Consider the following 24,910-nt stretch of genomic DNA (forward strand, 5'->3'; position numbering starts at 1 on the left):
GCGGGTCCCACAGCGCTGCGCGCTGTGCAAGCGAACCACCTCGCTTCGCTCGGTGGCCCGACCCGCTTCGCGGGTCGGGCTGGGGTGCTGCGCACCCCAGTTGCCCGCGGCTTCGCCGCGGGCCGGCCCTTCGGGCCGTCAGATCCCGCGCTTCGCTTGGGATCTGAGTGCGCTTCGCGCAACGGGTCGCTTCGCTCCCCTTGGCCTTCCGGCTTCGCCTCCAGGTCGGCCCGCTGACGCGGGCGCTAGCTACGGGGGCGTGGGCTGTTGAGGTCGTTGCGCATGGCGGTGCGGAGTTCAGCGAAGTGCCTCTTCCCAACGGTCCCTCAGTTCGGGGTAGCGGGGCTCGGTGTGGAGTGCGCCTTCCTCGATCAGGTGCCGATCACTGCGCCTGCTGCTGTGCTTATCAGTGATCCCTATTGCATCCGGCGGGGCTGGCCCGTGCCGGGGGGGATGCCGTGTTGTCGTGGGGTGTGGCTTTCCTTTGCATCATTTTTCTTAGCGGATAGGCTATGGAATGAGGGTCGGCCACCTCTGCAGCGGTCGGATGCCGTCGAGTGGGCGAGATGGTTTGGGATGAAGGGGGTGTGTATGGCGAAGGTGGTTTTGCGGGCTCATCAGCGGGAGGCCGTGGACGCGGTGCGCCGTGCGCTCGAACCGCCCGTGGGCTCGCGGGTGTCCGTGCGTGGGCTCCGTACGCAGGTGGTCATGGCGACCGGCTCGGGCAAAAGCCTCGTCGCTGTGCGCAGCGCGGAGGAACTCCGGGCGGGGCGTGTGCTGGTGCTGGTGCCCTCGCTGGACCTGCTCGCCCAGACCGAGACCGCGTGGCGCGAGGGCGGCCGTAGAGGCCCCATGATCGGGGTCTCGTCCCTGCGCGGGGAAGAGGTGGCTTTCCCCAACACCACGGACGTGGAAGAGCTGGTCGACTGGGTGCGCCCGTTCGACAGGGTGACCGTGTTCGCCACGTACGCGTCCCTTGGGCTGGGCACGCTGGAGCGGGCCCACACCGCCGGCCTCCCGGGTTGGGACCTGATTGTGGTCGATGAGGCTCATCGGACCTCGGGGCGGATCGGCAAGCCGTGGGCGGTCGTCCACGACAACAGCCGCATCCCGTCGCTTCGGCGGCTGTATATGACGGCCACGCCCCGGCTGTGGCAGTTGGACGAGGATTTTGAGCAGGGCGCGCCGGGTGGGCTGGTGGCGAGCATGGAGGACGATCCGGATGGGCCGTTCGGGGCTCGCTGCTACACCCTCACCCTCTCCGAGGCCATCGACCGGGGGATCTGCGCGCCGTACCAGGTGGTGTGCGTGGACATCACCGATATCCAGCTTCAAGCCGCGCAGCTCCTGGGCGCTGAAGGGCGCTCGGACCAGGTGCGCGGGGCCCGGCTCGCGGCTTTGCAGACGGCTCTGGTGAAGGCGTCGGTCGAGGAGAACTTCCGGCGCACGCTCGTCTTCCATCATGTGGTGAAGGAAGCCGAGGCGTTCGCGGCCGGGTTGCCGGGTGTCGCCGCGCGGCTGCACGCCGCCGACCCCGAGCTGTACCCCAAGACGGTCTGGGCGAGTTGGTTGTGCGGGGATCACATGCCCCTGCACCGTCGCCGCGTGCTGGAAGAGTTCGCCGGCGGTATCGACACCGACGGTACCGTCGTCGAGAAGAGCTACCTGGGGTCGGTGAAGGTACTCGGGGAGGGCGTCGACACCCGGCACTGTGATTCCGTGTACTTCGCGGACGTCCGCGGCTCCATGCCCGACCTCGTCCAGGCCGTGGGCCGGGCACTGCGGATGCAGCCCGGTGAGGGCAAGGTCGCCTCCCTCGTGGTGCCCGTTCTGCTCGGGCCCGGGGAGAGCGCGGACAACATGCTCACCTCCCGGGCGTTCGGCGGGTTGGCGAAGCTGCTGGAAGCCCTCAGGGCGCACGATGCCCGGGTGGTGGAGGCATTGGCCCAGCCGCAGGCGCAAAGCCGCTCCAGGGGCGTCCAGAGCCGCTCGGGAGGCTATGGCGGGGAAGAGGAGGGCAGCGAGCACGGACTGTCGGTGCCGGCCCGGGCACTGCTGAAATTCAGCACCCCCCGCGACCCGGCGCAGCTGGCTGCGTTCATCAGCCTGCGTGTGGTGAACCCCGAACATCAGCACTGGCGCCGCGGGGTGGAGGCCGCCGCCCTCTACGCCCGCGAGCACGGCGATCTGCGGGTGCCGTTCACGTACCGGGTGCCCGTCGGCAACGGCCAGGAGGAGGTGGGGGACGAGGGGTGGCCAGCCTCGCTCGCCGGGTTTCCACTGGGGCAATGGACCGCCGACGCCAGGCGCTTCCACGCCCGCGGCGACATGGACGCCGATCGCATCGCGCAGTTGGAGAGGCTGGGCATGATCTGGTCCCACTACGACGTGGCGTGGGAAGAGGGCCTGGCCGCCGCACGCGGGTGGGCCGCCGAACACGGGCACCTGCTCGCCCCGCTGGACGCCACCTTCCAAGGCTACCGGGTGGGGATCTGGCTGAAAAACGCCCGCGCCGCCGCCCGACGGGCGCAGCACAACGAGCAACGGCGTGCCCAAGGCCTGCCGGTTCAGTCGTCGGCCGGGACGCTGCCGGACGAGCGGCGTGAGCAGCTGGAGGACATCGACGCGTCGTGGTGCCCGGCCTGGCCCGTGGCATGGCAGCGCGCCTTCCACCTCCTCCGGCAGCACCTGGAAACCGGCGGCACGCTGCCCACCTCGCCCGGCAGCGTGGTGCGCCAGAGCGAGGACCTCGGGTGCTGGGTGCGCTCGGTCCGGCTCGGCTGGGACAACCTCACCACCGCACAGCAGTGGATGTGCCGGCACATCCTCGACATCCAACCCGCCACCAAGACCGAAAAACCCACACCACGAACCAGCCAAGCCGACAAATGGGCGATGAACTACCAAGCCGCCAAGCAGTTCTACGAACGTGAAGGGCACCTCCGGGTGCCACGCAAACACATCGAGACTGTCGTCGAAGCCGGCGGCAGCGACGAGCACCGAGAGGAACGGCAGTTGCGCCTCGGGGTATGGATCAACAACCAACGCACCCGAGCCACAACCCTGACACCAAAACGAGCGGCTCAGCTGTCCGCCATCGACATGCAATGGACATAGTGCAGCGCGGTTGGGAGGGGGAGGTGGTGTGCGTGGCTGGTCGGGGGCTGAGCAGGTTTTGTGTCTGGGTCGCTGTGGTTTTGGCATGTGTGGTGCTTCGTTGGGTGTGGGTGCGGGCGTTGGATGTGGGTGCGGTGGTTCTGGAGGCGATGGGCAGCTGTGCTTGCTGGTCCGTGGCGTGACGTGATCGGATGGCGGCAGCATCGCGTGTCGGTGACGGACTGCGTCAGGCATGGAGGCGTGGAATCGAAGGGGCCGCTCTCCGTGGCTTCCCGTGATGGCGATCGTGTGGTCGCCTTGAGCCGGCAGCTCGCGCAAGCGCATCAAGAATTGCGTCGCCAGATCAGTGGGATCAGGGAGTCTCGGTCACCGCCGGTTGAGCGACGAGGGGCTTCTTACTCATTGCCTGGCCTTTTGTGCCGCGGGGACCTCGCACCACCAGGGTGAGGACGGCGGGATGTTTTCCCAACTGCTACGGGAGCGCCCGGACCTTGGTGCGACGGTCGCGAAGCTTGTTGAGGACCATGGTCTGATGGCCTCGATCCTGTCTCGGGTGAGTGAACTCGCTGACAGGGCCGGCGAAACGCGTGGGCCAGCCCTGGAGACGATCGGGCGTGAGCTCGACGGGTTGGCGACGATCATGGAATCGCACTTCAGGTACGAAGAGCGGGCGCTCAGTGAGGCGCTCGACGAGGGAATAGCTGATACGGGCTGGTCTGGGGCGGTGTTCGGGTTCGGGTTCGGGTTCGGCATGGCATGACGTGTCTGGTCATGCGTTGTAGTGGTATCGCTGCTGGTCGGTGGTGGGGTGTAGTGCAGGCGGTTGTGTTCGCGGCGGCTCGATGGATGTTCGCGCGTGGTGTGGGCTTTGGGTGATGTCGTTGCCGTGCGTGCGAGCGTCTCGTTGAGGGTCTGGTCGTCCAGGTCGGGTTTGCGGCGCCGGCTGGTGGGTGTGAGGGCTGTGGGCTGGGGTGGTGGGCGGGCGGTGTGTCTTGGGGGCCGGTGGCAGGCGAGGTGCGTGCCTTGGTGAGGGGTGGTTCGGGCTGTGGGCTGGTTCCCGTATTGCCTGCGGGCACGGCGGTTTGCCTGAGGGCATCTGGGTTCTGGCTGGTCGGGCTCTTGGGGACGGGTCGTTGAGGCGGGGCGTGTGAGGGTGGTGGGTCCGGATCTTCTCGTGGGAGTTCGGGCGCCTTGGGTCTGCGGCCAGCTGGCTCGAAGATCGATTGTCAGTGGTGGGTGGGACGATCGGTGCATCGAGCTGAAAGAGGGGGAGCGGTTATGTCTGGGACCCAGAACTACATCAATCACGTTGCTCTGGTGTTGGATGCCAGTTCGTCCATGTCGCACCTGAGCCGCAAGGTCGTTGAGGTCGCCGACCAGCAGATTGCCTATCTGGCCCGCCGATCGGAGGAGCTGGACCAGGAAACCCGCGTGACGGTGTATGTCTTCGCGGACAAGGTGGAGTGCGTCATCTACGACAAGGACGTGCTGCGGATGCCGTCCCTGAAGCAGCTGTACCGGGTGGGTGGCATGACGGCTCTGCTGGCAGCCACGCTGAAGTCGCAGAGGGAGTTGGCGCAGACAGCTCAACTTTACGGTGACCACAGCTTCCTGACGTTCGTACTGACCGACGGACAGGAGAACGCAAGTCACCGCTGTGTGGATGCTCCTGCCAGGGACCCGCGGGAACTGGTGCAGGCCGTGGCGGAGATGACCCAGACGCAGGAGGACAACTGGACGCTGGCGGTCCTTGTGCCGGACCAGATGGGCAAGCGCGAGGCGATGCAGTGCGGCTTCCCGAAGGACAACATCGCCATCTGGGATGCCACGAGCACACAGGGGCTGGAGGAGGCCGGGCAGGTCATCCAGCAGGCGACCGAGAAGTTCATGGTGGGTCGCACCCAGGGCATCCGGGGGTCGCGGGCGGTGTTCTCCATAGGTGCCGAGGCTGTCAACAAGGACACCATCCAGGCAGCCGGTCTCACCCCGGTGGATCCCTGCGAGTACCAGCTGATTCCGGTGGATCGCGAAGCGACGATCCGCAACTGGGTCATCGAAAGCGGACACACCTTCCGTACCGGTTGTGCGTTCTACCAGCTGAGTAAGTCGGAGAAGATCCAGGCACGGAAGCAGATCGCGGTCCTGGAGAAGAAGACCGACCGGGTGTATACGGGGCCGCAGGCCCGAGCCCTGCTCGGTCTGCCTCAGGTGGAAGTTCGCGTCAAGCCGGACCACAACGACGACTTCACGATCTTTGTGCAGAGCACCAGCGTGAACCGGAAACTCGTACCGCACACGCGGCTCCTGGTCATGACCTGAGGCCTCGAAGGCCCGGCCGGTGAAGAGCCCCGCCGACTGGCGGGGTTTTCACCGCAGGCCGGGGAACGCAGCCAGGCGAAGCGGTCGCTGGGCGACTTGCGGCAGCCTCGCCGAGAGAAGGGCCAAGGGTCTAGGTGGTGGTGTGGGTGGTGTCAGCCCTTGAGCTGGGTGGTCGCTCGGACATCTGCCAACAATCGCTGAAGAATCGCTGAGGACGGAGCGTGCGTGATTCTGGTGCCGCAACTTGTCCACGTACCAGTTGACTGCAAACGTGCAGGTCAGATTCTCGGCAGGCTCGTTTGCACTGATGCTGTGGCCGTTGAAGGTCAGCACTGCCTGACCATGTGCGCCTACCGGTCTGATCGCCGTAGGCCCGGCCACCAGTCGCTGATCAGGGAAGCCCGCCTGGAGGAGGCCGCGCAGCGTCCCGAGTCCGGGCGGGGCGGGCGGAGCGGGGCGGGGACGCGCAAGCGCGCCTGGAGACGGGAGGGAGGACGGCAGCCGGAGACCAAGCGCCCGCAGTGCGCGTGAGGCGGAAACGGAAGCCATAGACGGGCGCCAGGGCGGCTGACAGAGGCCCCGGGGAGGAAGGGGAAAGGGCGCGGGCCGGGGAGGGAAAGCGCGGGTGCCCCAGAGCCCGACGAGGGCCCCATGGGCCCGCAAGCCCCACCCGCGATGCGCAGCCGGGCTGCAGGGCCGGCCCCGGCGCTGACGGCTGACGGCTGACGGCTGACGGCTGACGGCTGACGGCTGACAGGACGATGCCGTAGCCGGACCACCGGACACCCCCACACGCCAGCCCACAGCCACCGCAAGCGCGCCCAGGCAAAGCAGGGCGAAGAAGCCCAGCCGGGCCCACGCACCCAGGCAAAGCGCCCGTTGCGCCTCGCTGACTCCCCAGATGGGCCGGCCATCCCACCGCCTGCCCCAGCTCGGCGCCGCTACCGAACCACGACAAGCCCACCAGCCGAGCCTGATGAACCAGCCCTGCTCCCCAGCCACAAGAGGCCCAGGCCGCCTACGTGAAAAGGCTGTGCGAGCAGCTGCCGGCCGCCTCGGACATGCCGGGAGTCCTGGAGCGATTCGCTGCAGCCCGCCTGCCGCTTCGCTCAGCGCCCCCACCAGCCCCCGCCAGCCCCTCGCAGACCCGGAATCGTGCGGGCGGATACGACCGGGCGGAGGCCCGCGCAAGCGCGTGGGGCCTCCACAGTCGAAACCTTAGGCGCAGGGGTAGTCCACTCCCCACGGCCGGCCAAGAGGTCGACGTCGCCCGCCGTCGAACCGCCGCTGCGACGCCCCTGGTCGCGGCTGGGCCGCGGCTGCGTCCCGGCTGGATCGCGTTGGCTGACGTGGCAAAGATCGCGCATCTGACCGTTGTCGAGCCCGCCACAGGCGTCTGGGAGTTGGTGGCCGCTGGCCGCCCGGGCCGCCACGGTGCAAGAAGGCCGGCGGTGAGCACCCTGCGGACACTGGGCGCCTACCGGCTCCAGGAAGTGGCGGGCCACTGCCATCGGCTGCGGCCGCCCCCGGTACCACGTGGGTGGATACCGCCCCAACCACCTGGGCAGCCGCGCCCAGGATGCTCGCTGCCGTCCTCGCCGACCCTCCTGGACTCCTGGACTCCTGGCATCGACGAGAGTCGGTTTCCCCAGCCTGGCGTAGCCGCAGCGCTGGCCGTTGGTGCCTGACCACCGAGGCCGTAGAGCGCGGGCGCAGCCTCTCGGCCAGGTAGGTGCGCTGGCAGGCAGAGCGCAGCGGGGCCTTTGTGGGCCAGGCTTGTCTTGACGCCGTCTTGGTGATCGTTTCGAAATGCGGTGCGTAGTGGTCTCAGGCAGATGAGGCTGCAGGCGGGTTCGAGGAGTCGTGGGTGGAGGTCGGCGCGTGTCTTGTAGCGGATTCGGAGCTTGCTGGTGAAGTAGGCGGGGTGCGCTCTACGGTCCAACGGTCTGGCCGGGCCGGAGTCGTGCGCAGCGCCGCGGCGGGGGGCTTCGGTGGGAGGCCGGGCACGAGCGCTGCGGCGGGCTGTTCGCTGCCGGGGGCATGGTGGGGGCCTCGGGCGGGCGGCGGGACGGGTGGCCGTTGGTTGGCGTGGCGCTGAGGACGCCCGGAACAGGAGGCGAGTGGGCGGGGGCGGGAGTCGAGCGGGAAGGGCGGGAAGGGCGGGAACTAGGATCGTCTCTCATGCCGATTGCGCGGATCGCGTGGATCGCGCTGGTGGTGGTGGGAGCGATTGTCGCGCCCTTCGTCGGGTTCGTTCTGGGTGCGATGGCCGCCGCTGGTCCTCGCAAGGATGCTGACCGGCGACCCGGCCAGCGTGGACGCGGTGATCCCGCTGGCGGGCGTCGGCGGGGCTGCTGCCGCCGTCATCGGCTGGAGCAGGCTGCTGCGCCTCGTGCACTATCGGCACCTGCGACGGCTGCGCCGCTCCGGCCCGCCCGTACCGGGGAGAGTCGTCGCGGTGCGCACCTCGTTTGCCAAGAACCCACGGGGTCCGGGCCGTTGGACGGTGCGGCTCGAGGTGATCTGGACGGATCCCCGCACCGGGCGCACACACGAGGCGAGCAAGGCTTTTCGCTTCCTTGAGCACAGTGGTGAAGGCGCCCGCGACTTCCAGCGTCGCCACCGCGCCGAGTCGGCGATCGGTGTGCTGCCCGGTCGGCGGCGTGGGTTCTTGCTCGATGTCCCGGAGCTGCCCGCCTGGTGGGATCGTCGGTAACCCCTCCTTCCAGGGGGCGGTAGCCCCTCCTTGCAGGGGAGGTCGCGCCCAGTGCCGTGTGCAGAACGGCAGGCGCCGGGAGACCGGCAGCGGGCCGGCGGTGTGCTTGCCGACACCGGCCCGGGCCTCGGGCCGGTGTCGGCAGGGCCGCGGCGGTCTCGATGCTGAGTTCGGGGAATCCAGCCGCTTCTTCCGCGCTGATGAAGGACCGTGCCAAGGCACGTCCCCGCGACCGGTGCAGTCCTCATGACTGGTCCGGCACCGCCGCTCACCCAGGTCCATGGCGGGGCGCCGGGCGGGCTTGTGCAGCCCCACTCCCCCGACGGCGAAGCCAGGTGCTGCGCGACGGCCCAAGGGTTGTCCCGTAACTGACCTTGGCATGGATCTCGGTATGAGGGTGGCTGGGCGCGAGGGGATCCAGGGTCCAGGGTCCAGGGTCCAGGGTCCAGGGTCCACCGGTGGGCTACGTCGCCGGGATGCGTCGTTCTCCCGTGCCGTCCCGGTTTGATCAGCTGTGTCCGAGGTGGCCAAGGGGCTGGCGGTTGCGCCGCGTGCACGGCTCGGGGGGGTGCGGTGGTTGCGGTCTCACGCGGGAGGCGTCCTCTGTGGAGGTGCGGCCCCGGGTCGGGGTTGGCAGGCTGCCTCGGCACACGCGGCAAGGGCCGTGGCCGGCGGCCTGGTCCACGCCACGGGCAGCCCTTGGAAGGCATCGACGCCGGATCGATCCCTTTCGACGCACGACGCAGCAGCGGCTCCAACGGCCATCCTCGCGTCAACATGCAGGTTGCTAGCGGGAGATGAGCCATACACGGAAGCGGCAGCGCGCGAGGCCCTGAACCTGCGCCGCCGGGTGAGCGCCAGGTTCTTGATGGCTTTCGCGTTCGAAATCCTTTCCTGGGTGAGCGAACGGCAGGCGCGCCATGTCCGAGCAGCGACCCTGAGCGGTGCCGCCGCCGCCATGTGGCGCACGGTCGGCACCTCACCGGACTATTTCCACCCGGTGGGGGTGGTGCACCAGCAGGACATCAGCATGGTTCGCGCGGCCATGGGCGACGACCGCTACAACACCGCGTTCCAACGCGGCCATGACCTGTCCGAAGAGGCAGCGGTCGACTACGTGCTCGAGACGGCGACCTCGACCAGCCAGCAACGGCAAGCCAACGGTGAAGATTCAGACCTGACGCCGAGAGAGCGGCAGATCGCCAAGCTGGTATCTGAAGGCTTGACCAACAAGGAGATCGCCGCGCGCCTGGTCATAGCGCCGCGCACCGCCGAGGACACGTCCAACGCATCCTGGCCAAGCTCGGGTTCAGCTCACGTGCGCAAATTGCCGCCTGGTACGTCAGCGGACAGAACGTTCGGGAATTGCCCATCCCCTCGAACTGACTGCGGCGTCCTTCCTGCGCGGCCACTGCCACAGTGAGGTGGGGCGGGGGACAGCGACCGAGAACCAGGCTCGTATGGAAGCCGGTGAAGAGCTGGCTCCGCTGATTGCCGGTTTCCAGGCGCTCGTGGCCCGCCAGATCGTGCCGGAATGGCGGGCGGCCCTGGACGCTGTCCAGCAACTCGATCACGTCGGTGCCGGTCCGGTGGGTCTCGTTGAAGCGGAAACGCGCCGCGGTCTCCACGATGCGCCTGCACATCATCGACCGCGCAGGCAACCCCGCCCCGATGAGCTCCAACACCGGATACGAGGCCCGCTCCGTCGCGGTCCCGTTCGGCAACTGCATCGAGCCGTCGAACGTCAAGGCCGGCGGAACCGCCTGCCCGATCCGCTTCCAGTGTTCCGGCTGCGGCTTCTCTCGCCCGGGCCCGTCCCACCTCCCCGCGATCGAGGAACACATCAACTCCCTTCGCGCCGACCGCGAGACCGCCCAGGCGATGGATGTCGACGGCTTCGTCATCCGCAACCTCACCGAGCAGATCGCCGCATTCCAGCAGGTCATCGCCACAATGCAGAACGAGCTGGCCAGCTTGCCCGACGACGAACGGTCCGAGATCGAGGAAGCCAGTGCGGTCCTGCGGAAAGCCCGTGCAACCCACGGCCGCACGACGTTGCCGCTGACCGTCGTCAACCGCAGGCCAGCGTAAACCCTCACCCCACGGCTTCGTCCGCCAGCGGTTCGGCCAGCCGAACACCGGCCCGGGTCCTGCGTGAGGCCCGCCGTCGCGACAGCCGCACGAAACGCGCTCGCGTCCTGGAAACCGTCCAAGAGATGACGCGTAACGGTGACCGCATCACCTTCGACGCCGTCGCTCGCGCCGCCAAAGTCTCAACGTGGCTCACCTACGCCGACGGAGTGCGCGAACACATCGAGTCCGCCATCCAACAGCAGCGCTCCACCCGACCGCAGCTGGCCACGACGGCTCAGGCCAGCCCGGCGGGCCTTCGCGCCGACCTTGCACTCGCCCGCGAGGAGATCCGCCGGCTCCGCGGCGAGCGCGACCAGTTGCAGCAAACCGTCCGCCGGCACCTCGGCCAACAACTCGACCAACTCGGGTTCCGGGACCTTGCCGCGCGTCCAGGAGCTCACCGAGGCCAACACCCGCCTCGAAGCGAACCTGCACGAAGCGACTGCCGCGAAGTCCCGCCTTGAGCGCCACGTCACCGATCTGGAAGACCAGCTCGGCGCCATACGGAACAGCCTCCGCCGAATGATCAAGGACCAGAGCAATCGAGAAACGTCACCAAGATGACTCACAAATCCGTGGCCCATGAGCGGCGCTTACGAGCGAGACCTCCAGATGATCCGCTGGCGGTGAAGCTGCCGCGCGTCCCAGCGTGTTGATTCACCGAGCAGCCGACAACGTAATCCCGGTCACTCCGGTTCGAAGGCTCGCAGGGCGTCGTCGCCGTCGGTCCACAAGACCCCGAGCCGCTGCCGGGCCAAGAGCCAGCCGTCCCCGTTCCGGCGGAACTCCCAGTCGTAGCGGCCGCCCATGGAGTAGGGGTCGGAGGTTCTCCCGGGACTGGTGACGGCAACGAACCACATGTATCCGATGCCGGTTGCCCGATCGCCCGCCACGTCTACGTGCATGTTGAGGATGTGGTGCTGGATGCTCGTGTAAGGCGACTCGGCCTCCTCCACCTTCGCGCGGATAGCCTCCCTTCCCTGGATTCGCTGCCAGGGCCCGAACTCCAGCACGGCGTCTTCGGCCCAGCACGCGGACCAGGTCCGCCAGTCCTTGTGGTCCAGTGCCCGCCAGCCGCGGATCATGAGGGCGTGCAGGGCGTCCCGGTCCTCCAGGTCCCGCACTCTGCGCGCCAGGTCGTCGAAGGCAGGGGTGTGCAGCATTCCGGCTCCTTCCGTCACTGGGCGCTCGCTGCAGGTCGTACGACGATCTCGTTGACGTCGACGTGCGGCGGCTGGGAGATCGCGTAGGCGACGGCGTCCGCGATTGCGGAGGCCGGCAGGGCCACGGCGCGGTAGGTCCGCATGGCCGCCCGGGCGGCCGGGTCCGCGATGCTGTCAGCGAGTTCGGACTCCGTGACGCCCGGCGAGACCAGCGTGACCCGGACGTCACCGGCGGACTCCTGACGCAGGCCCTCGGAGATCGCACGGACCGCGAACTTGGTGGCGCAGTAGACGGCGGCGGTGGGAGAGACCTCGTGTGCGCCGACGGAGGCGATGTTCACGATGTGCCCGCCGCCTTGCACGCGCATCACGGGCAAGGCGGCGGAGATGCCGTGCAGGACACCCCGCATGTTCACGTCGATCATGCGGTTCCACTCCTCCGCCCTGAGCGCCTCCAGCGGCGACAGCGGCATCACCCCGGCGTTGTTGACCATCACGTCCACGCGGCCGTAGCGCTCTGTGGCCGCTGCCACGAAGTCCTGGACGTCGGCGGCCTCGGTGACATCCAGGCGCTGGGTCGCCGCCGTGCCGCCCGTAGCGGTGATCTCCGTGACGAGTTGGTCCAGGCGATCGGTGCGCCGTGCTCCCAGGAACAGGCGGTGGCCGTCGGCGGCGAGCCGGCGGGCGGTCGCCTCGCCGATCCCACTGCTGGCACCGGTGATCGCTACGACCTTGACTGTCTGGTCCGGCATGACTGCCCCTTGTCTCTTGGTAGGGCACCGAGTCTGGTCGAGGTGTTCGAGGCGGCCCAGGCCGTATGCTGCCTGGGTGCGGTACACCCAGGCAGCACACCGGGCCCGCGGCCTACCCTGGGCACATGACCGACAACCAGCTGGGTGAGTTCCTGCGGGCGCGCCGTGCGGCCGTGCGGCCAGACGAGGTCGGGATGCCGAGCCATGGCGTGCGGAGGGTGGCCGGGCTGCGCCGCGAAGAGGTCGCCGTACTGGCAGGGGTGAACGCGGACTACTACACCCGGCTGGAACAGGGCCGCGAACGTCACCCGTCCGTGCAGGTGGTGGATGCGCTCAGCCGCGCACTGCTGCTGGATACAGACGCCCAGGCGCACCTGCACCAACTGTCCGGATCCGCACGGTCCCAGCGGCCCGTCGCCGCCACCGACCAGGTCGCCCCCGCTCTGCGCGCCCTCATGGACGGCTACCCCAGCACTCCGGCGTTCGTCATCAACCCGATCCTGGACATCCTGGCCGCCAACACCCTGGCCGAGGCGCTGTACTCCCCCTTTGAACTGACGGACAACCTGGCCCGCATGGTCTTCCTCGACCCGGCAGGTCGGCCGTTCCACCCCCGATGGGACCAGACAGCCGAGACGGTGGTGGGGCACCTGCGCCAGGCGTCCGGCCTCGATCCGGGCAGTCCACGCCTACGAGTTCTCGTAGGCGAACTCAGCACGCGCAGCACAGACTTCGCCCGGCTGTGGAACACCCACACCGTGCGCGGCAAGACCCGGGAAGACAAGCACTTCCACCACCCGGACGTCGGCGGCCTGACCCTCACCCACCACGCATTCGACGTTCGGGACGCCCCCGGCCAGCAGTTGATCATCTACCATGCCGATCACGGCAGCCCCAGCGCCGAGGCACTCAGCCTGCTCGGGTCCGTGCACGCCACAGCGAACCGCGCCCATCGGTCCGCCGGGTGACAGCCTGTGCGTGGCACGGTGACGCCGACGTACACTCCCGAGCCGCCGCCTGATCAGGGCTGGACGTGCCTTACGTGCCTAACTGGCTTGCGTGCCTTTCACCTGCAAGTTTGCGCGATAGCCCTAGATAAGCAGGGATAGTCGGCAGGAAAGGACTGCAAACGCCCCGCTTCCTGCGCCGTGATATGGACCGACTCCCGCACTGGCGCCGGGCCGCCTACCTCCTCAAGCACGACGCTGCCCCCTGGACCGCCCGCTACCGCGCGCTGCCCTCTCCTGAGCAGTGGCACGAGAGCGTCCTGGAACTCTGCAACCTCGGCCGCGCCCCCAAGGCCGAGCCGTATCGCACCGCACCCGTCGCCCGCTTCAACGGAGTCCTGCAGACCCTCGCCCCCGATCTGATCGCACGAGGCCGCCCCCGCGACCCGCACCAGCTGGCCGAGGACTTCTGGCTCTACGCCCCGTACGACGTCCCCCACCCACTTCCTGGTGACACCCTTGACCGGCTCAATGGCGCCTGGCTCCAGGACCTCCGCCCCGAACCCGACCACCACCGCGCAGTCCTGGACACGTACACGGAGCTCCGCGCCTGCCCGCCGCAGTGGCAGGACGTCACCATTGACCTCCTCGGCTGCCCCACCACCGACGGCGGAACCGCTTCCGGGTCGAACCGGGCGAGATCGAGAGCGCGTTGACCGACGAGCCCGGGGACGACCTTCCGATTCCGGCCGGCGTGACCGCGTTCTGGCGCGTGCCACCGACTACGTCCTCGCGGAGGGGCTGCCCGGATTGAGTCTTCGTCCGCTGGCCGTGGCACTGGATACCAGTCCGCGGATGCTGCTTTACGACTTCGGCAGCAAGCAGGAGTTGGTGGCTGCAGTTCTCGCCGAGGCGCGCCGGCGCGGCGCTGAGCGCCTGATGCACGGCCTGCCGCCGAGCGGCGCCACCGTCCAGGAGCGGCTGCGCGGGATCTGGACGTGGCTGAGTGCGCTCGAACGCGCCCCGTTCGTTCGACTGTTCTTCGAAGTCCACGCCGACCTGCTGGCCCACCCCGAGCGCTACCCGGACCAGGCAGGGGCCGTCACTGACTGGTTCAGCCCACTGCGCACCGTCTTCGCCGACATCGCCACCGGCCACGGCGACACCGCCACCCCCACCCTCGTCATGGCCGTCATGCGAGGCCTGCTGTTCGACCTCACCACCAGCGGCGAACGCGAGCGCACCGATCTGCCCCGGAGCAGTTCGCCGCCCTCCTGCAGGCGCCCACACCCTGACGTCTCGGCCCGCCCCTCCGAAGGGCCGCTGCCGCGCTGAACTTTCCGCGGGTCTCCGGTAGTTCACGGATGGCAGGCAGATCACCGCAGTACCCCTCGCCACCACTCGAAAAACGTCAACGCGCGTCACGCCCGGGCGCACCCGCCCCTTGGTTGAGCCGACAATCAACTGGAGGGGGCTTCGACAGCGACCCTTGTTCTTCACCGAGGAGATGGGCCGCATTCCGCAGTGATCAGCCACTTCCGATAGCTCGGTGCAGTAAATACTCTCGTGCTACCCCGGTGGAGCTGTCTCGACGGATCGGCCGGACACGGGGGTGAGGCGCTGGTGCTCGCGAAGGGGTGTCGGCTGATGGTGGAGAGATTCGGACGCCGAGGAAGCCCTCGTGTGTGGTGGTGGCGCTTCAGGCGTAGTCCTCTGCGGCGCACGAGCGATCTCGTCGAAGCGTGGCTCCTGCTCGTCGCGTGGGTCCTGGGAGTGGTGGGCGGCGCGGCCGGGGGCCTGGTGACCGCGGTCATGGCGGAGCGGAGCTTCGAGGAGGAGCGGTCCGGGCGCCGTCAGGTGGTGGCGGTGCTGATGGGGAACGCCATGGACACAGTGACCACACGGACCGGGGACGGTAACCGAGCCAAGGCCGAGGTCCGCTGGAAGGCGCCCGACGGTCGGACACGCACCGGCTGGACCAGCGTGATCCCTCATGCTTCGGCAGGTACGCGGATGCCGCTCTGGACGAATCACCAGGGTGATCTGGTCTCCCAGCCTCCGGATGGATCGGATGCGATGCTGTGGGCCGGTGTGGCGGGCGCGGGAGCAACGGCGGCGGCCGGTGGTGTGGTGTGGGCCGGTACCCGGGCTCTGCGGGCCCTGCTGCAGCGACACCGTCTGAAGCAATGGGCCGTGGAGTGGGCGCGTGCCGACACACGATGGGGTGGAAGGACCGGCTGACTCCGCCTTCGTAGCGCCTCCTGGCCGTGGGCTCGACGACCCCACGGCCAGGAGATCATTCTTCGCCGGCGGTCAGGCCGCCTCTGCCTGGGCCTCGACATCCTCGATGCCGGTGGGTCGTCCGGCGCGGTGCCAGCGGAGGTACAACCCGGCGGCGATGAGAAGGGACGCCACCATGGACAGCACGGGCCAGCCGCGCAGCAGGTTGACCACGAGGGTGAAGGCCACGGCGCCCGCGGCGGTCCCGTTGATCCAGGCCAGTGCGGGCTTGCCTTCGCGGCGGGCGAAGCTGGTCATCGCGAGCAGGCCGACCAGGAAGCTGACGAATACGGCGACTGCGTAGAAGAGGACCAGCTCCTGTTCCTGGCCGGCCGCCGCGACGATGATGAGCGCGGCCGCGGCCAGGTACACGACGACCGACCAGTACGGGGTGTGGTGACGGTTGGTACGGCCGAGCACCGGCGGCAGTACGCCCGGCTTCTCTGCGGTGCCGGCCAGGGCCTTCAGCAGGCCGGGGCCGGCCTGGAAGGAGGAACTGGCGGCAGCAAGCAGCAACAGCGAGCTGGCGAGCTGGAAGGCGCCGTACAGCCAACCCGGCCCGGCCGCAGCGTGCGCGATGTCCGCGACCTGGGTGGAGTCGGCGCCGGGGACGCCTATGTGCAGTCGGACCGCGAGCGCGGTGAGCGCCAGGGTGAGACCGCCGACGATCACCACCAGCAAGGCGAGGGTGCCGCGGCCGAAGCGGCGGCGGTGGGTGTCGTCGAGCTGGCCGAGCTGGGCGATCGCGGTCGACGGCGCCTCGACACCGGTGGCCAGGGCCATCGCCACGGGGAAGGCCAGGACCACCGCGAGCATGGCAGAGTGCCCCGGGTTGGCCGTCGACACCGCGTGCCCCGAGGCGTGAGGCGCGGCGAACCCCAGCACCAGGACCGCTACGGAGATCACCACGAACGCCACGGTCATGACGGCGAACAGCAGCCTGCCGCCGTGCCCGAACCAGGTCAGCCCGGCCACCACGAGCAGCAGGACCAGTGCCAGCGGGATGCGCAGGGGGGCCAACCCCGGGAAGAGGGCGATCACCGCGCTGGCTGCGGCGGCGATGGAGATGCCGATGGTCAGCACGAAGTCGACCACCAGCGCGCCGATGGGAAGGAACGTCCACCGTGACCCGAAGGCCCGGGCCGCGGCCGCGGCCGCGCCCCCGCCCTTGGGGAAACGGCGCACCAGCTGCCAGTAGTTCGCGGTGACCACGACGACGAGCCCGGTCACCAGACTCATGGTGGGCAGCAGCAGCGCCAGGTCCCCGTGCAGAGCCCGCAGCGCCGCCTCGATCGCATAGGCGACGGAGGACACCGGATCGGCGATCACCGCGAAGGCAAACGCGAAGAAGAGGACGGAACGACGCGGTGTGCGTCCGTTCAGGGCGATGGGGGCCGCTGATGTGACGGCGGCCTGGTTGGTGGTCGGCACGCGAAGACCTCTCGGACCTCTCGGAGGAAAACGATGAAGGAATTCGCCGACCAGACTTCCCGGCACACCGATGACAACGCTACGTCAGGATTTCGCCAGCAGACCATCAGAATCCCGTCAAGGACGCGTCAAATTTGTCGTACGTGCTTGTCCTGGGGGGCGGCGTTACGGGGCTGTTCCTTGACGACGTGGCATGCGGGGGCGCACTCGTGGCGGAAGGATCCGGCGGGCCGCTTCGAGCAGTGCGGTGGCTGCAGAGGGAACCGTGGTGGCGAGAAGCGGACCGGCGGCATGCTGTCGACTTCTGTTGCTGCGAGGTGGAGTGCGGCCTGGTAGGCGATGGCGAGTTTGTCGCATCGTGTGGCCAGGCCGCGCCACTGCTTGAGGCGGTTGATGCAGCGTTCGACGGTGTTCCGCTGCTTGTAGATCTCAGCGTCGAAGCCAGGTGGGCGGCCGCCGCGAGGGCCTCGCCGCAGGCGATCGCCGACCCGGTCGGCTGGTTGCGGAATGACGGCGCGGATCCCGCGTCGCCGCATGTGGGAACGGATGGCACGAGAAGAGTAGGCCCGGTCCGCGAGCACGGCCAACGGTCGTGTCCTCGGTCTGCCGGGGCCGCCTCGCGGCACGCGGATACGGTCCATGATCGCTTCGAAGGCCGGTGCGTCGCCGGCCTGTCCTGCGGTATCGGTCAGAGCCAGAGGTCGTGCACGGCCGTCGGCGGCAAAGTGGACCTTGGTGCTTAGCCCTCCGCGTGAGCGTCCGAGAACATGATCGGCGGGCTCGTCGCGGCCTTCGGCCCCTTTTTGCGTGCTCCGGCGGAATGCAGATGGGCACGGACGACGGTGGAGTCGACCGAGACGGTCCAGCCGATGTCGTCATCGGCGTCCGCAGCCGCCAGGACCGCGGTCAGGATCTTCTGCCAGGTCCCATCGACGGCCCATTTGATCAGCCGTTTGTGGGCGGTCTGGAACGGGCCGAGCTCATCGGGCAGATCCCGCCAAGGCGAGTTGGTGCGGTACATCCACGCGATGGCCTCGAGGGTACGGCGGTGATCGGCCCACCGCCTGCCGCGGACCGGATCGGCCGGCGTCAGCGGCTCGATCCGGTCCCACATCGCATCAGTGATCACTAATCGGACGGACACATCCAATCAACTGACCAACCCATCAAAGAGACATGCGCTAGTTGTGCTGTCCGGACGGGTTGGTGACGCGGCTGGCTGGGGTGTGGCCGCTGATTCCGGTGTGGGGTCGGTGGTAGTTGTACCAGTCCAGCCAGTCGGGGAACGCTTCTTGTCGTTCGGCCTTTGAGGTGTAGGGCTGGTGGTAGGCCCATTCGTCGAGCAGGGTGCGGTGGGAGCGTTCGACCTCGCCGTTGGCCTGGGGGCGCCAGGGTCGTGTCCAGCGCGGTTGTACGCCCAGGTCTCGGCAGGTCTGGCGCCAGGTGTTCTTGCTGTAGGCCCAGGCATTGTTGGTCAGAACACGTTCGACGGTGACCCCGCATTGCGCGAACCAGGCGGTGGCGCGGGTGAGGAAGTCCGCGCAGGTGGCGGCCTTCTCGTCGGGGAGGTTTTCGGTGTAGGCGAGTCGGGTGTGGTCGTCCAGAGCGGTGTGCAGGTAGGCATATCCGGTGCTGTTGCGGTTCTTGCGGCCGGCTGCCCGGCCGAGGGCATTGTGGCCTCTGCCGTCGGGGATGCGGCCGAGTTTCTTGACGTCGATGTGGACCAGTTCGCCGGGCCGGGCGCGTTCGTAGCGGCGGACGGGCTCGCCGGTGGCCCGGTCGGTGGCGGCCAGCGGCGGCAGGCCGTGGCGCTGGAGGATCCGGTGGGCGGTGGAAGCTGCGACACCGGCACGGGCGGCCAGCCGCAGCGGGCCGATCCGGTGCTCGTGTCGCAGGCGTACGACCTCGTCCTCCACCGCTGCGGACGTGCGGCGAGGCTGGTGGTGAGGCCTGCTGGAGCGGTCTTCCATCCCCGCATGACCGTGGCGTCGGTAGCGGCTGGGTCCCGGGACAACACACCTAGAGCCGGCGAGAACGGAACGTGCGAGGCGAACTCGCTGCCGAGAACAGGCTTGCACGTCCGCCTCACCACATAGGACACGGTCTCAGCCGGCCCGCATGACCTCTGTGTGCGCCGTTCATGTGTATGTGCCGGCGTCGGGGACAGTGAGCCGGAAGCCGATGCCGTGAACGGTGGCGATCCACGCCGGGTCACCGAGCTTGCGGCGCAGCGCCGATACATGAACGTCGAGTGTGCGGGTGGGGCCGAAGTGGTTCGGGTCCCACACCGCGTCGAGGATCTGCTGGCGGGAGTGCACAGCGCCGGGATCGCTGGCCAGTTGAACCAGGAGATCGAACTCCTTCGGAGTGAGGGTGAGCGGACGGCTGTCGGTGGTGACGCCCCTGGTGCGCCGGTTGATGGTCAGCGGGCCGATGCGCTGGATGCCACGTTCCTCAGGGAGTTGCGCATGTGGGGAGCCTTGGACGGGCATTCCGGTCGTCGTGCTCTTGTGGGCGCGCCTCTCGGGATGAGTGCGGCGGGTGACAGCTCGGATCCGGGCCACCAACTCGCTTAAGCCGAAAGGCTTGAGAGATAGTCGTCGGCTCCGACTTCCAGGCCGACAACGCGGTCTGTCTCCTCGCCTCGTGCGGTGATCATGATGATGGGGACGGCAGAGCGGGTGCGTAGCGCCGGCAGACGTCGATGCCGTCCATGTCGGGCAGTCCGAGGTTCGGAAGCACGAGGCCGGCGGCAGAGGCCGACAAAGCCGAAGCCCCGGATCGCACGTGGTCAACGGCGAAGCCGTAGCGGTCCAGCCCTTCCATGAGGGGGCCGGCGATCCGGTCGTCGTCCTCGACAAGGAGGAGTCGCATGGTCCCCGGTGTGGTTTCGGCCGGGACGACCGGCTCACCCGCTGCGGTACACGAGGGCTCGGTGTTCGTCGTCATGGGTGTGTCCGTGATCGTTCGTGGTGTGTGGGGGAAGGTGGCACCCCGTCCTGTCGTCCCGCATCACCGACCGCGGGCGTCGCGGATGGACGGTGCGGTGTGCGCCGGCGGTCCTTAGGCGGACCACGGCATCGAGCCCACCGCCGGAGGCGGCCTGCAGGGCCACCTCGCCGTCCGAGGCACGGGCGAGCTGCTGCACGATGGGCAGGCCGAGCCCGGTGCCTTCGTGGTCGGCGTCGTGTGCCCGCCAGAAGCGGTCGAAGGCGCGTCGCCGTTGTTCCTCGGTCATGCCCGGGCCCTGGTCGATCACGTGCAGTTCGACGGTTGCGGGCGCACCGTCCGCCCAGGCGCTGGCCAAGGTGATCGTGGTGTCGGGCGACGAGACCCGCAGCGCGTTGGAGAGCAGGTTGTCGATGATCTGCTCCAGTGCGTCGGGGATGGCCCACACCCGGCCGATCCTCGGCCCGGTCACGACGATGTCCACGTAGCGCTCGCCGGCGAAGGCGGCCCAGACGGCCGCGCGGTCGGCGATGACGGAGTCCAGGTCGGTGGCCTCTTGTGTGGTGGCCGCGTTCTCCAGCCGGGCCAGGGCGAGCAGACCGTGCACCATGCGACTGAGGCGCTCCACCTCGCCCACCGCCTCGTCGAGGCTGGGTTGTGCCCGTGGGTCGAGATAGGGCTCGAAGTTCTCCAGTCGCAGCCGCAGTGCGGTCAGCGGGGTCTTCAGCTGGTGGGACGCCTCCGAGGCGAAGGCGTGCTGGGCCTTGAGCAGATGTTGCAGCCGGGTCGCGGTGCGGACGAAGATGGCGGCCAGGCGCCGCAGTTCGGGCGGTCCGAGATCGGTGGCAGGCAGGTCCTTCAGGGTGCCGTCGGCGAGCTGTGTCGTGGCGTGCTCCACCGCGACGAGCTCACCTCCCGGCGCTCTCGGCGAGCAGGCCGCCGAAGCCGGCCTTGCCCTGCGAACCCTCGTGCACGATCACCTTGCGGCCACCCGCGCCGCTTGGCCACCCTCCCCCTCCGCAACGGACAGCGTGCTCGCCGCCGTGCAGCAGGCCATCGACGCCTTCGCTGAGGGCTACGAGCGGGCCCAACAGCTGGCGGTGCGCCAAGAGGAAGCCGCCCGGCGGGAGTTCATCGACGACCTCCTCTACGGCCGGAGCGATCTGGGCCGCCTCGCCGGGCGCGCCGAACGCTTCGGACTACGTCTCTCATACGCCCATGCCGTCGCCGTCGCACAAGGACCGGCCACCTACGAAGAAGGCGACGCCGTGGCACGCCGGGTCGAGCAGTCCCTCATCGCCCGCTTCGGCGACCACAGCCCCCTGCTCACCACCAAGGACGGCCGCATGCTGTGCATCACGCCGGGTGATAAGACGAGATCCTCCTGCACTTCGCCAAGCAGGCGTACGCCGCCACGGACGGAGGCCGGGTCGCCATCGGCCGCCCCCAACCGGGCCCTGGAGGCGTGGTGCAGTCATACGAGGAAGCACTCAACAATGCTCGACTGGCCGGCCAAGGCACTGTGAAGCCGGGCCGGAGGGGATGGGCCGGACCGGTGCCAGCCGGCACTGCCCGACCGCTGGCGATGCTCCGGGTTTTCGTAGTCCCAGCGGCATCCGGCGTCCCAGGCGGTGCGCTGGTTGCCGTATGCGGGAACGCCACCGAGATTCGTACGGGTTGACCCGCGATTGATTTTTGCACGCAGGTCGCGACAGCAGTTGACATCTCGTCGAGCAGCACTCTGGTCGGCGCAGGGTCGATGTACACGAGCACGGACAGTACCCAAGTCAGGGCGGAGGATGCGATGGTGTGATGATGTCGGTCATGGCTATCGAATCAGTGGTCGTGCGGCAGCGCGTCGAGAACCTGGACGCGGCTGTGCCTTTCTACGAGAAACTGACCGGAAGCACCGCATCCCGTTTCGCCTTCGCCGGGGTCACTCTGGCAAGCGTCGGCCCCTTCCTGCTGTTCAGCGGTCCGGACGAGGCCGCGCAGCGAGTTGCCGGCGTGGCGGCCACCCTGGCGGTCGCAGACCTGGATGCAGCGGTGAAGGAAGCGGTGGCGGCAGGCGCCGAGGTGATGGCTGCTACGTCCCCGACACCGAATGGCCACCGCGCCGTGCTGCGGCACCCCTACGGCGGGGTCTTCGAGTACGTCGGTCCCTAAGGATGCGACATGGCCGTGCCGCGGGCCCCGGCCCCGACCTTCTTGGCCGCCTAGTCGGGGTCGCGTGAGCTCTTCCAGGTCTTCACACGTTGAAATGAGACGCCTTCCTCGCGGAGCAGTGCCCGCAGGCCCTCGTGGCTGAGGTCGTCGACCACCCCCTCGGCGACCAGGAAGTCAGCCAGCTTGGCCAGGCTCCAGGTCAAGAACGGCAGGCCATGCTCGGCCGGCTTGAACTTGGCGATCTTCTTGATCTCGCAGCGTTCGGGGAGGCTGAAGGTCTTGGGCCGGCCGCCCTTGTACTTCGGATAGAGCGAGTCGAACCCGTCCGCGCTGAAGTTGGGTGCCGGCCAGGCGCGATCGCGAAGTCGTCAGGCTGAAGGGGGGCGACCAAGGAGGTGCTGGCGAGGTTTGCTCACGCCGGGGCCGCGCCGCGGCCGCCCCGGCAGGACGTAACCCACACCGCTAACAACGGCTAATACTCCAGCAGCGGTTCGTCCCTTGAGCTGGGTTGTGTCGTTGTGCTGGTTGTGGTGGGGAGTGTTGACGCCCAGGGCTGGGCTGTGGAGTTGGAATCGGGTTTCGCGCGGGTTGCGGGCCGGTTCCGGGGGGGGCGGATCTGCGGTGGAGGATGCGGGACTACCTGCGAGGACTGTTGGCGCCGGTGGCCCGCAAGAACGGCTGGCAGTTGGCCGAGTATGCCGGTCACCGGACCCCGGACGGATTCCAACGGTTGTTGAACTCCAGTGTCTAGGACGATGCGACCCGCGACGATGTACGGGACTACGTCGCGGACAAGCTTGGTCCGGACGGTGTACTGATCATCGATGACACGGGGTTCATCAAGAAAGGCACCACCTCGGCCGGGGTGGGCCGGCAGTACACCGGCACCTCCGTTGGCGTGTGTCTGAATAACTGTCAGAGTTGATCTGTGCAGGTGTCGTCGCGTGGCGGTAGGCGGGCTTGTAGTTGGGCGAAGGTGCGGGCTGGGGTTCCGGGTAGCGGGGTGACCGCGATGCGGTGCAGGTCCAGGAGGCGGTGGCCGTCTTGGAACTGGTTGGACAGGTTGGTGCGGCCGACATTCTGGAGCTGGGCCAGAAGTGTGCTGGTGACGGCTCTGCGGCGGCGTAACAGGGCGGTCAGTAGGCGGTGGTAGTGGTCGAGGCTGCTGGTCCGCGGGTGGAGGTAGCTGCGCGGGCGGTGGAAGCGTCGTTGGAATGCCGCCTCGGCCAAGGCGTCCCAGTACGGTTCCGAGATGGCGACCAGGTGGTCGAAGGCGGAGCGTGACATGCCGGTCAGGGCCGGGTCGGTGAGCATCGCGGTCAGGGCGGGATCGATCCGTGGTCGGCTCGGTGCCGGCTCGGGGAGCCGGGGGCGAGCGGTGCCAGGGTGTAGTTCCAGTCGCCGTGGAAGGCGTGGGGTGTGATTGGAAGGGCATGGAACTCGGCGGGTGGGACTGTGGTGCCCAGGGCATATCGGCCGGTGTCGAGTTCGGCTCCGACTCTGAGGCCGGTGCGAGTGGTCGTGGCGGCGATGGTCTCGATGACGACCTGGTAGCTGGTCAGGGGCCTGCCGCGCCAGTTCGCGGTGATGTGGCAGAACATCCGGTGTTCGATCTTGTTCCACTTCGACGTTCCAGGTGGGAAGTGGCAGACCGTGATCTCGAGTCCGCTTTCCAGGGCGAAGGCGGCGAGGTGCTTCTTCCATGTCCAGCGGCGGGGGTCGTTGGAACCACCGCAGTCGGCGGTGATCAGCAGCCGGCCGGCATCCGGGTGGTCGTCCCCGCGCTGCTGCCACCAGCGGCGGATGGATTCCACCGCGAACTGGCCCGTGTCGTGGTCGGTCCCGACGTTGACCCAGCCGGTGTTGCGAGCGATGTCGTAGATCCCGTAGGGGATGACCACAGGCTGGTCACTGGTGATGAACGTGTGGCAGTCCACACGGATGGGGTTCTTGCCCGGCCGCCAGACGAGTCCGGGTCGGTCGCGGTTGCCAAGCCACTCCTTGGCCTTGGTATCCACGCTGATCACCGGCTGGTTGCCTTCGAGAAAGGCCTCGGCGGTGGCATTGATGTGGGTGAACTGAGCATCCCGGTCCGGATGACTGGCGCCTTCCGTGGTCTTCGCGGTGCCCTGCAGGCTGTATCCCAGGGCATGCAGCAGGCGCCCAAAGGCCTCGCTGGCCAGGTAGATCCGACGGCGCCGCTCGTCGAGATGGGGAAGAAACTGATCGAACTTCGTCCTCGAAGCCACAACTGAAGCCTGAGCGGCCGTACGCGCAGTCACACCTCATTGTCCCGCCAACACCCGTGCACCGAGCAGTAATTGAAATACAAGCCCCGGCGGTGCCGGTGTACTGCCGGCCGACCCCGGCCGAGGTGGTGCCCTTCTTGATGAACCCGGTGTCATCGATGATCAGCACCCCGTCGGGCCCCAGCCGCTCCGCCACGTAATCACGGACCTCGTCACGCACGGCGTCCGCGTCCCAGACGCTGCTGTTCAGCAGCCGCTGGAAGCCATCCGGAGTTCGGTGACCCGCCCATTTCCGCGAGCTGCCAGCCGTTTTTCCTCTACATCCGGTGGGTCCGCGCCGGACGCCCCAGCGGCATCGAGGATGTCGAGGCCCAAGCCGAGGCTCAGCCCGCGGCAACCGGCTGAATCGACGCGACCAGTCCGGCGCCCGCCTGAACTCTGCAACGGCCGTCGACTGGACGAAGCGTCGACTTACGTAGACCGTGGCGGCGCCTGGCGGGGGTGGAGGCGGTTTCGGCGCAGCCGACTTCACCCCGCGGGCCTATTCCTTTGCGCAGCAATCCTCGTACCGTTGGCGGACGCGCCCGAAGCACGCAGCAGCCGATTGCTGCGGGAAGACTCCCGTTCCGGGACTAAAAGCCCGCTACAAGCATCAGCTCATCAGGGCAAGAGCGGAGTGGAAGGTACA

Annotated in this window: 16 protein-coding genes and 9 pseudogenes; 14 read left to right on the top strand and 11 right to left on the bottom strand. The window is 68.4% G+C overall.

The window, feature by feature from the left end:
* The first annotated feature begins 591 nt into the window (after positions 1-591).
* From ACFV1J_RS12375 to ACFV1J_RS12410, 8 genes and pseudogenes are all read left to right on the top strand, one after another.
* Positions 592-3,117 carry a Helicase associated domain protein gene (locus ACFV1J_RS12375; RefSeq protein WP_385857441.1) on the top strand — a complete coding sequence of 842 codons (2,526 nt, stop codon included), beginning with the start codon at positions 592-594 and terminating at the stop codon, positions 3,115-3,117.
* Between the two features lie 346 nt (positions 3,118-3,463).
* The gene (locus ACFV1J_RS12380) at positions 3,464-3,877 is read left to right on the top strand and encodes a hemerythrin domain-containing protein (RefSeq protein WP_385857281.1); all 414 of its coding nucleotides are present in this window, start codon (positions 3,464-3,466) and stop codon (positions 3,875-3,877) included.
* A 518-nt stretch (positions 3,878-4,395) separates the two neighbouring features.
* Positions 4,396-5,436, top strand: a complete 1,041-nt coding sequence (locus ACFV1J_RS12385) for a vWA domain-containing protein (protein ID WP_385857282.1) — start codon at positions 4,396-4,398, stop codon at positions 5,434-5,436.
* Between the two features lie 2,290 nt (positions 5,437-7,726).
* A complete protein-coding gene (locus ACFV1J_RS12390; RefSeq protein WP_385857283.1) occupies positions 7,727-8,152 on the top strand; it encodes a hypothetical protein in 426 nt (141 codons plus the stop codon).
* Between the two features lie 868 nt (positions 8,153-9,020).
* Positions 9,021-9,575 (top strand): LuxR C-terminal-related transcriptional regulator, encoded by a 555-nt coding sequence (locus tag ACFV1J_RS12395; protein ID WP_385857284.1) that lies wholly within the window; start codon positions 9,021-9,023, stop codon positions 9,573-9,575.
* Positions 9,576-9,591: 16 nt separating this feature from the next.
* Positions 9,592-9,747: pseudogene (locus ACFV1J_RS12400) on the top strand (alpha/beta hydrolase); the annotation flags it as partial.
* Positions 9,746-10,243 (top strand): annotated as a pseudogene (locus ACFV1J_RS12405) (site-specific integrase); the annotation flags it as partial. The pseudogenes ACFV1J_RS12400 and ACFV1J_RS12405, both read left to right, overlap by 2 nt.
* Positions 10,244-10,368: 125 nt before the next feature.
* Complete coding sequence (locus ACFV1J_RS12410) at positions 10,369-10,749, top strand: hypothetical protein (protein ID WP_385857442.1); 381 nt, start codon at positions 10,369-10,371, stop codon at positions 10,747-10,749.
* A gap of 222 nt (positions 10,750-10,971) precedes the next feature.
* Here ACFV1J_RS12410 and ACFV1J_RS12415 read toward each other — a convergent pair whose 3' ends face one another.
* Both ACFV1J_RS12415 and ACFV1J_RS12420 read right to left on the bottom strand, forming a co-directional pair.
* Positions 10,972-11,448: a nuclear transport factor 2 family protein gene (locus ACFV1J_RS12415; RefSeq protein WP_385857285.1), complete on the bottom strand. Its 477-nt coding sequence runs from the start codon at positions 11,446-11,448 to the stop codon at positions 10,972-10,974.
* A gap of 14 nt (positions 11,449-11,462) precedes the next feature.
* The gene (locus ACFV1J_RS12420) at positions 11,463-12,200 is read right to left on the bottom strand and encodes an SDR family oxidoreductase (RefSeq protein WP_385857286.1); all 738 of its coding nucleotides are present in this window, start codon (positions 12,198-12,200) and stop codon (positions 11,463-11,465) included.
* 125 nt (positions 12,201-12,325) lie between these two features.
* On the opposite strand from ACFV1J_RS12420, the gene ACFV1J_RS12425 reads away from it, so the two are divergent.
* The 3 genes from ACFV1J_RS12425 (at position 12,326) to ACFV1J_RS12435 (ending at position 14,482) form a co-directional block, all read left to right on the top strand.
* Complete coding sequence (locus tag ACFV1J_RS12425; protein ID WP_385857287.1) at positions 12,326-13,168, top strand: helix-turn-helix transcriptional regulator; 843 nt, start codon at positions 12,326-12,328, stop codon at positions 13,166-13,168.
* Between the two features lie 185 nt (positions 13,169-13,353).
* The gene (locus ACFV1J_RS12430) at positions 13,354-13,863 is read left to right on the top strand and encodes a pPIWI_RE module domain-containing protein (RefSeq protein ID WP_385857288.1); all 510 of its coding nucleotides are present in this window, start codon (positions 13,354-13,356) and stop codon (positions 13,861-13,863) included.
* A gap of 139 nt (positions 13,864-14,002) precedes the next feature.
* Complete coding sequence (locus ACFV1J_RS12435; protein WP_385857289.1) at positions 14,003-14,482, top strand: hypothetical protein; 480 nt, start codon at positions 14,003-14,005, stop codon at positions 14,480-14,482.
* Between the two features lie 978 nt (positions 14,483-15,460).
* Here ACFV1J_RS12435 and ACFV1J_RS12440 read toward each other — a convergent pair.
* The 5 genes and pseudogenes from ACFV1J_RS12440 to ACFV1J_RS12460 all read right to left on the bottom strand — a co-directional run bounded on the left by ACFV1J_RS12440 (position 15,461) and on the right by ACFV1J_RS12460 (position 20,705).
* Entirely contained in the window at positions 15,461-16,858 is a 1,398-nt protein-coding gene (locus ACFV1J_RS12440) for an amino acid permease (RefSeq protein WP_385857290.1), read from the bottom strand.
* Between the two features lie 299 nt (positions 16,859-17,157).
* A pseudogene (locus ACFV1J_RS12445) lies at positions 17,158-18,002 on the bottom strand (IS5 family transposase); the annotation flags it as partial.
* A 37-nt stretch (positions 18,003-18,039) separates the two neighbouring features.
* On the bottom strand, positions 18,040-18,936 hold the full coding sequence (locus ACFV1J_RS12450) for an IS481 family transposase (protein ID WP_385857291.1): 897 nt from the start codon (positions 18,934-18,936) through the stop codon (positions 18,040-18,042).
* Positions 18,937-18,996: 60 nt separating this feature from the next.
* Positions 18,997-19,732 (bottom strand): annotated as a pseudogene (locus tag ACFV1J_RS12455) (response regulator transcription factor).
* A gap of 34 nt (positions 19,733-19,766) precedes the next feature.
* Positions 19,767-20,705, bottom strand: a complete 939-nt coding sequence (locus tag ACFV1J_RS12460; RefSeq protein WP_385857292.1) for a sensor histidine kinase — start codon at positions 20,703-20,705, stop codon at positions 19,767-19,769.
* On the opposite strand from ACFV1J_RS12460, the pseudogene ACFV1J_RS12465 reads away from it, so the two are divergent.
* Positions 20,646-21,317 (top strand): annotated as a pseudogene (locus ACFV1J_RS12465) (PucR family transcriptional regulator); the annotation flags it as partial. The gene ACFV1J_RS12460 and the pseudogene ACFV1J_RS12465 overlap by 60 nt on opposite strands.
* 72 nt (positions 21,318-21,389) lie before the next feature.
* On the opposite strand, the pseudogene ACFV1J_RS12470 reads toward ACFV1J_RS12465, so the two are convergent.
* Positions 21,390-21,470, bottom strand: a pseudogene (locus tag ACFV1J_RS12470) (flavodoxin family protein); the annotation flags it as partial.
* A gap of 149 nt (positions 21,471-21,619) precedes the next feature.
* On the opposite strand from ACFV1J_RS12470, the gene ACFV1J_RS12475 reads away from it, so the two are divergent.
* The gene (locus tag ACFV1J_RS12475; protein ID WP_385857443.1) at positions 21,620-21,973 is read left to right on the top strand and encodes a VOC family protein; all 354 of its coding nucleotides are present in this window, start codon (positions 21,620-21,622) and stop codon (positions 21,971-21,973) included.
* A 53-nt stretch (positions 21,974-22,026) separates the two neighbouring features.
* Here ACFV1J_RS12475 and ACFV1J_RS12480 read toward each other — a convergent pair.
* Positions 22,027-22,311, bottom strand: a pseudogene (locus tag ACFV1J_RS12480) (transposase); the annotation flags it as partial.
* Between the two features lie 482 nt (positions 22,312-22,793).
* Here ACFV1J_RS12480 and ACFV1J_RS12485 point away from each other — a divergent pair.
* Positions 22,794-22,898, top strand: coding sequence for a hypothetical protein (locus tag ACFV1J_RS12485; protein WP_385857444.1), 105 nt, complete (start codon positions 22,794-22,796; stop codon positions 22,896-22,898).
* Here the strand turns inward: ACFV1J_RS12485 and ACFV1J_RS12490 are convergent.
* Together ACFV1J_RS12490 and ACFV1J_RS12495 are read right to left on the bottom strand one after the other, a co-directional pair.
* Positions 22,869-24,255, bottom strand: a pseudogene (locus ACFV1J_RS12490) (ISAzo13 family transposase); the annotation flags it as partial. The gene ACFV1J_RS12485 and the pseudogene ACFV1J_RS12490 overlap by 30 nt on opposite strands.
* A gap of 52 nt (positions 24,256-24,307) precedes the next feature.
* Positions 24,308-24,539 (bottom strand): annotated as a pseudogene (locus tag ACFV1J_RS12495) (transposase); the annotation flags it as partial.
* Between the last annotated feature and the right edge of the window lie 371 nt (positions 24,540-24,910).

The organism is Streptomyces sp. NPDC059649, assembly GCF_042734445.1.
In the GTDB taxonomy this organism is placed as follows: Bacteria; Actinomycetota; Actinomycetes; order Streptomycetales; family Streptomycetaceae; genus Streptomyces.

Coding starts and splice junctions, on each gene's coding strand:
- ACFV1J_RS12425 (WP_385857287.1), top strand. CDS start 12,326: ATGACCGACAACCAGCTGGGTGAGTTCCTGCGGGCGCGCCGTGCGGCC.
- ACFV1J_RS12420 (WP_385857286.1), bottom strand. CDS start 12,200: ATGCCGGACCAGACAGTCAAGGTCGTAGCGATCACCGGTGCCAGCAGT.
- ACFV1J_RS12415 (WP_385857285.1), bottom strand. CDS start 11,448: ATGCTGCACACCCCTGCCTTCGACGACCTGGCGCGCAGAGTGCGGGAC.
- ACFV1J_RS12375 (WP_385857441.1), top strand. CDS start 592: ATGGCGAAGGTGGTTTTGCGGGCTCATCAGCGGGAGGCCGTGGACGCG.
- ACFV1J_RS12430 (WP_385857288.1), top strand. CDS start 13,354: ATGGACCGACTCCCGCACTGGCGCCGGGCCGCCTACCTCCTCAAGCAC.
- ACFV1J_RS12435 (WP_385857289.1), top strand. CDS start 14,003: ATGCTGCTTTACGACTTCGGCAGCAAGCAGGAGTTGGTGGCTGCAGTT.
- ACFV1J_RS12395 (WP_385857284.1), top strand. CDS start 9,021: ATGGCTTTCGCGTTCGAAATCCTTTCCTGGGTGAGCGAACGGCAGGCG.
- ACFV1J_RS12390 (WP_385857283.1), top strand. CDS start 7,727: ATGCTGACCGGCGACCCGGCCAGCGTGGACGCGGTGATCCCGCTGGCG.
- ACFV1J_RS12410 (WP_385857442.1), top strand. CDS start 10,369: ATGACGCGTAACGGTGACCGCATCACCTTCGACGCCGTCGCTCGCGCC.
- ACFV1J_RS12475 (WP_385857443.1), top strand. CDS start 21,620: ATGATGTCGGTCATGGCTATCGAATCAGTGGTCGTGCGGCAGCGCGTC.
- ACFV1J_RS12385 (WP_385857282.1), top strand. CDS start 4,396: ATGTCTGGGACCCAGAACTACATCAATCACGTTGCTCTGGTGTTGGAT.